At 31.0% G+C, this 6,042-nt stretch carries 7 protein-coding genes and 1 tRNA gene; 4 read left to right on the top strand and 4 right to left on the bottom strand.

Going from position 1 to position 6,042, the window contains the following annotated elements; translation table 11 throughout:
- A partial coding sequence (locus tag FLACOL7796_RS20210) for a DMT family transporter (RefSeq protein WP_173972616.1) occupies nt 1-813 on the bottom strand: 813 nt, incomplete at its 3' end.
- 317 nt (nt 814-1,130) lie between these two features.
- Between FLACOL7796_RS20210 and FLACOL7796_RS20205 the strand changes: the two genes are divergently transcribed.
- From FLACOL7796_RS20205 to FLACOL7796_RS20190, 4 genes are all read left to right on the top strand, one after another.
- Nucleotides 1,131-1,739 (top strand): class I SAM-dependent methyltransferase, encoded by a 609-nt coding sequence (locus FLACOL7796_RS20205; RefSeq protein ID WP_173972602.1) that lies wholly within the window; start codon nt 1,131-1,133, stop codon nt 1,737-1,739.
- 129 nt (nt 1,740-1,868) lie between these two features.
- Nucleotides 1,869-2,153, top strand: coding sequence for a hypothetical protein (locus tag FLACOL7796_RS24600; protein WP_197913338.1), 285 nt, complete (start codon nt 1,869-1,871; stop codon nt 2,151-2,153).
- Nucleotides 2,154-2,456: 303 nt separating this feature from the next.
- Nucleotides 2,457-3,032: a hypothetical protein gene (locus tag FLACOL7796_RS20195; RefSeq protein ID WP_173972601.1), complete on the top strand. Its 576-nt coding sequence runs from the start codon at nt 2,457-2,459 to the stop codon at nt 3,030-3,032.
- A gap of 131 nt (nt 3,033-3,163) precedes the next feature.
- Complete coding sequence (locus tag FLACOL7796_RS20190) at nt 3,164-3,631, top strand: hypothetical protein (RefSeq protein ID WP_173972600.1); 468 nt, start codon at nt 3,164-3,166, stop codon at nt 3,629-3,631.
- Between the two features lie 81 nt (nt 3,632-3,712).
- On the opposite strand, the gene FLACOL7796_RS20185 is transcribed toward FLACOL7796_RS20190, so the two are convergent.
- The 3 genes from FLACOL7796_RS20185 to FLACOL7796_RS20175 form a co-directional block, all read right to left on the bottom strand.
- Entirely contained in the window at nt 3,713-4,249 is a 537-nt protein-coding gene (locus tag FLACOL7796_RS20185) for an AAA family ATPase (protein WP_173972599.1), read from the bottom strand.
- A gap of 231 nt (nt 4,250-4,480) precedes the next feature.
- Nucleotides 4,481-4,558: transfer RNA gene (locus tag FLACOL7796_RS20180), tRNA-Val, on the bottom strand.
- Between the two features lie 178 nt (nt 4,559-4,736).
- Nucleotides 4,737-5,963 carry a bifunctional folylpolyglutamate synthase/dihydrofolate synthase gene (locus FLACOL7796_RS20175; RefSeq protein ID WP_173972598.1) on the bottom strand — a complete coding sequence of 409 codons (1,227 nt, stop codon included), beginning with the start codon at nt 5,961-5,963 and terminating at the stop codon, nt 4,737-4,739.
- Between the last annotated feature and the right edge of the window lie 79 nt (nt 5,964-6,042).

The following is a 6,042-nucleotide window of genomic DNA, read 5'->3' as shown; positions in this document are numbered from 1 at the left end:
AAATAATCCAAGGTAAAATGATATGCTCATTTCTTTGCCTTCATTAAAAAATACAAAAGCTAAAATTATGGCATAAATAGGCTCTAAGTTAAAGGTAAGATTCGTTGTAAAAGCAGGTATTTTTTTTAATGCTTCTGCAAATAAAACATACAAGCCTACGGTACAAAATAATGATAGTAAGATCAGATAAAAAAAATCGCTTCCGTTTGGAATTAAACTTGTAACAGGAAAGAAAATCAAATAAAAAGGCATTAAAATTCCCAAACAAATAGTTCCACCAATCATTTGATAATAATTAATGATTTTACTGTCGTACGTTTTTACCAGTCGTTCGTTATAAATGGTATACAAAGCGGCAAATGCAGATGAAACACAGCCTAATAAAATTCCGGTATGATAAGAACTATCAAAATGGAAAATCAGGCTAATGCCAAATAATGTGATGACACTAAAAACTAACTGTGAAAAAACAAGTTTATTTTTATTGATCAAGGGTTCGAAAATTGCCGTAAAAAAACTAGTCAGGCAATAGCAAACCACGCCAATAGAAATGCTGGAATATTTTATACTGGCATAAAAAAATGCCCAATGAATCGCTATAAAAAAACCGATTTTGGCAATATTTAATTTTTCCCGAATATTGATTTGTACCAATGTCCTGGTTAACTTGATAAGAAAAAATAAAATAATGGCAGAAAAGAAGGTTCTGTACCAAACTAAAAGTCCTTCGTTAAGGGAAATGAGTTTACCAAAAATACCGGTAAAACCCGAAAGTATTACAGCTATGTGTAACTTTATATATGAATTTTTCATGAAAAAGGTGTTCGAAACCGAACAAGATTTAATTAATTACTAGTTAAATATGAAGTACGCTGAAACAGTTGATGCATCATCAACTTGTAACTTCATCTCATTTTAGAAAGAAATTAAACTCTTGGCGGAGGAAGACAACCTTTTCTATTCATTGTTTTTGTTTTTTCAAATGTATAAAAATTTATGAAACTGTTTAAATGTAGAGAGGTTTTTATGAGTAGTTTTAATTGTTAATGCAATTTTGTTGCAATAATTTAAAAAAGATTAACTTTGGCGAGAGTGCTGAAAATTAAGAAAACAAATAAATACAATAGGGTATGGCAGAATTTTGGGAAGATAATTTTATAGAGAAACAGGAAATGTGGGGACTTGAGCCATCAAAATCAGCGATACTAGTAAAGGATTTTTTTGTCGAAAAGGCGATCAAAAATATTCTAATTCCGGGAATAGGTTACGGAAGAAATGCTCAGGTTTTTAGAGATAACGGAATAACAGTAACAGGAATTGAAATATCGCAAACGGCCATTGATCTGGCAGCAAAACATTATGGTACAGATCTCAAAATTTATCACGGTTCTGTAACTGATATGCCATTTGATAACCATAAATATGATGGAATATTTTGCTACGCGCTGATACATTTATTAGATAGTAAAGACAGAGAAAAACTAATTAGAGATTGTTACAACCAATTATCAGAAAACGGGTATATGATTTTTACAGCTATTACGAAAGAAGCGCATACTTACGGCAAAGGTAAATTTATAAGTAAAGATCGTTACGAAATATTCGATGGTATACAAATGTATTTTTATGATAAAGAAGCAATTCACGCAGAGTTTGATCAATTTGGATTGTTTGAAATTACAAAACTTGACGAAAGTTTTCCGTTCTTTATGATTAAATGCAAAAAGGTATCGCTTTAGGAAAATGTGTTTATATTGGGGAAACTATATAAAATATAAAGTTTTATAATTTAGAAAAGCAAAGAAAGAGGAATTGAAATATGGATTAGAATAATAAAAAATAAGAATATAATATTAAACACATAAATTATGAAAAACAAAATTTATTACATCACATTATTATTCATTAGTAGTTTATTAATTTCCTGTTCTTCGGATGATGATTTGAGCTACAAAAACGATTTTCAAAGCAGTCAAACTGCATGGTTACAATTTAAAGAATCTTCGAAAAACTCCTATAAATATGCTGTTCCGGGAGGTTCTTTGCTTTCTTCCTATCGATGGCAAACTACCATAACCGTCTCAAGTGGAAAAGTAACAAACAGAAGTTTCAAGTCCATTGGCAATTCGGTTAATATTCCTGCAGAACAATAGAATGGACAGAAAATGAAAGCGAAATAAATACCCATCAAAATGGTGCTGCTGCTTTAACATTAGACGAAATCTATGCGAAAGCGAAAAGTGATTGGTTAATTAAGAGAAAAAATACAACAAATTATTTCGAATCAAAAAATGATGGCTTGATATCACAATGCGGATATGTCGAGAAAAACTGTATGGATGATTGCTTTGTTGGAATTACTATAAGTAGTATTGAGCGTTTATAGATTTAAAGAATCAAATATTTAATGATTTGTACAAAGTAGTTAGTTGTCGTTGTAATAGAACAATTGTAATATGAGAATCAGATTTTTAATTTTGCTTTTAGTTATTTACAGTTGTAAAACTAAAACAGAAAAAAGTATTTCAAAAAAAACGAAAATAGATAAACCTATTTCGGATAAAATAGAAATACATAACAGAAAATTTTTTGTTGGAGATTTTAACAATGATAAAATTAGTGATACTGCATTTGTAAATTATGAATTTAATACAGCTACGAATGAACTTGAATGCGGAGGAAATAATTGTGATATAGATATTCAATTTAAAAATAATATTCCTAAAATAAGTTTTGCTCAAAGTTTAGGGATTTTTGTAGCGAAAACTGAAGATATTAATAATGATAATGCAAACGAGATAATAGTTTTTTCTAGGACAAATGAAGGTTGGTGGAATAATATTTCCGTCTGGTCATTTAAAAACGGAACTTGGATTATGATCGCAAAAACTAATGCATTCATATCAGAAGACAGGGATTTTGAAAATCGGATAATTAGAGAAAAAGGGAAATATTATTTAATTGGGCAAGATAAATGGCAAGAAGATGAAAACGGAAATTTTAAAATACTAAAAGTGAAATTGAGTAATTGATTTAATAAAATTGAAATTAGATAATTAAGATTGTTCTCAATTTTAAAAGTTCATTTATTGCGGCATTATATTTGTCTTGCGTGAAGAAGTTAGTAAACCTTAAAAGCAACAATTAATAATCTTTAAATTAAATGGAAAATCAAATTAATGTACCGAAGCCCTGCAGTCAAAATTGGAATTCAATGCTGCCAAACAAAGATGGGAGATTTTGTAATTCTTGTAGTAAAACAGTAATTGATTTTACTAAAATGGAGATTTCTGAAATTAAAAACTATTTGATTAAAAATTCAGGTAAAGAAGGTGTTTGCGGGCATTTTAAGTTTGATCAGGTTCAAACCAAGGAGAGTATTAAATACGATAATTTAAGAAATAGAATTAGTAGAATTAAGATCAAACCAATTAAAAATCTTGCTCTATTTTCAGTTAGTCTTCTTTTTACTTTAACGAGTTGTATGGGAAAAGCAGCAATAGAAGGGGAGCCTGCGGTAATCGATAATGATACGATTAGCGATAGTGAAATCATCAATAAAGAAACAGATACATTAAAGCCAACTGATTCTATAAAAAGAGAAGTTATTCAGACGAAAGAGAAAAAATAACAAAAGCCAATCTTCGTCTTTTGGTTTAAAAAGCAAAACTCCTTAAGCAATTAAGGAGTTTTTTTGCATTGTTGAGATTATTTACTTTCTTTCAATTACAGAAAGAATAAAATCAATTCTTTCTTTTACTTCTAATTTTGGCACTTCTACAAGTTGATATTCGCAATCATTGTAAGTTTTTTTTAAAGTATTAAAAACTTCAATTGCTTCTGCAAAAGTTTGTTTACGTTCAGAATCTGTCTGATAAATTTCTTCCCATGGCGGTAATATAAATACAATAGGATTGTATCTGTAAGTTGTAATAGCTTCGCTTAGTTTAGGAAATATTTTTAATTTGATGAGATGAGCATATGATAAAGTATCAGGGATTCCTCTGTCAAAAAAGGTAATTGATGAATTGTCTTTGTTTTTTAGAAAAGTAGCAATGGATCTTTCGAGCATTAAAAAAGTATATTTTTCCTGATCTGCCCACGGGAGTGCATCTCCATTATTCAATATTTGTTCTTTAATAATTTGGCGAGCTACTTCATCGACACAATTATAACCGCTATGTTTTAATTCTTCAATAATAGTAGTTTTTCCCGCCCCGGGTCCTCCAGTAATTATGAATGTATTCATTTAGTTTGTTCATTTTTAAATTAATTATTTTTTTTTAAGTTAAAAATAAAGGGGAAAATTGTTCTTAGGCAGGTAAGATTATTTTTTTTGTAATCTAGTATTTAGAACGAGGATTTCTATAAAGATGTTGGTGCATATACAGAAAAAAGGAAAGTAGTAACTTTTGTATTATTCTAAAGGAAGAAGAAGTGTGTTGAAATAAAAAACTCCTTAATTTCTTAAGGAGTTTCTTGGTGGGCGATGAGGGGTTCGAACCCCCGACCCCCTCGGTGTAAACGAGGTGCTCTGAACCAGCTGAGCTAATCGCCCTATTTTACTAGGTTGCTATCGTTTGTGATTGCGAGTGCAAATATAAGCCACTTTTTCAGTTCTGCAAAGAAAACGCGCTAAAAATTTAAAGTTTTTTTAAAGTTTTTTCTATCTAGTTGTAATTGAATTTATTATAAAGCAAGATTTTTTAGCCTTTTTACAATAATTCCAAGATCTGTTAGTTTAAGGGCAATTCCGCAACAACAAAAGTACTTCCTCCAACATAAATAAAATCGTTTTCCGTCGCATTTTGCTTCGCAGCAGCAAAAGCTTCCGCTACCGAATCGTATTTTTCTCCTAATAAGTCATACTTTTTAGCCGCTTCTTTCAAAATTTCAGTGTCTAAACCTCTCGACGAATCAGGTCTGCAAAAATAATATTGTGCGTTTTTAGAAAAAAGAGGCAAAATAGAATCCAGGTCTTTATCATTTACAACTCCCAGGACAATATGTAGATTATCAAAAGTTTCTTTTTGAATCTGATTCATCACAACCGCCAATCCGTGTTTGTTGTGTGCCGTATCACAAATGATTTTCGGGTTTTCGCCCAATTGTTGCCATCTTCCTTGCAATCCCGTATTTTTTACCACTTTCAATAAACCAGATTTTAAACTTTCATCCGAAACGGTAAACTCATTTTCAGAATTCAAAACAGCAATCGTTTGCTGAACCGTTTTCTTATTATGAAATTGATAATCCCCAATTAAGTCCGACGGAAAAACTTCCGTAACTAAATCAGCAGCAAAATAAATAGGCGCTTTGTTTTCTTCGGCTTTAGCCAAAAATACAGGCTGAGTTTTATTCGTATATTCACCAATAACAACCGGAACATTTGGTTTAATAATTCCCGCTTTTTCACCCGCAATTAGTGCCGGAGTATTTCCTAAAAACTGAGTATGATCTAAATCAATGTTTGTGATAACAGAAACCAAAGGCGAAATAATATTAGTAGCATCTAATCTTCCGCCAAGGCCAACCTCAATAATAGCAATATCTGTTTTTTCAAAAGCAAAATAATCAAAAGCCAAACCTACAGACATTTCGAAAAAACTCATATCATTCGCTTCAAAGAAATCCTTATGTTTTGCCACAAATTCACAAACAAAATCCTCTGAGATTTCTTCGCCATTTATTTTAATTCTTTCCCTGAAATCCTTTAAGTGCGGAGAAGTATACAAACCCACTTTATATCCCGCCTCCTGCAAAACCGAGGCCAGCATATGCGAAGTAGAACCTTTGCCATTTGTTCCCGCAACATGAATGCATTTTAACCTGTTTTGCGGGTTATCAAGATGCGTTGCCAATAGTTTAATATTAGTTAAATCTTCCTTGTATGCCGAGGCGCCTTGAAGTTGATACATCGGGAGTTGATTAAACATCCAATTGGTAGTTTCCTGATAGTTCATGTATTTTGGATAAAATAGTTGTCGATTGAAATAATTTTCGTTTTTTTTAGTTTTATATTACAGCGAAAATTATCTTTAT

Source organism: Flavobacterium bizetiae, from assembly GCF_902804475.1.
Lineage (GTDB): Bacteria > Bacteroidota > Bacteroidia > Flavobacteriales > Flavobacteriaceae > Flavobacterium > Flavobacterium bizetiae.
This window is presented reverse-complemented; position numbering and strand designations above follow the sequence as displayed.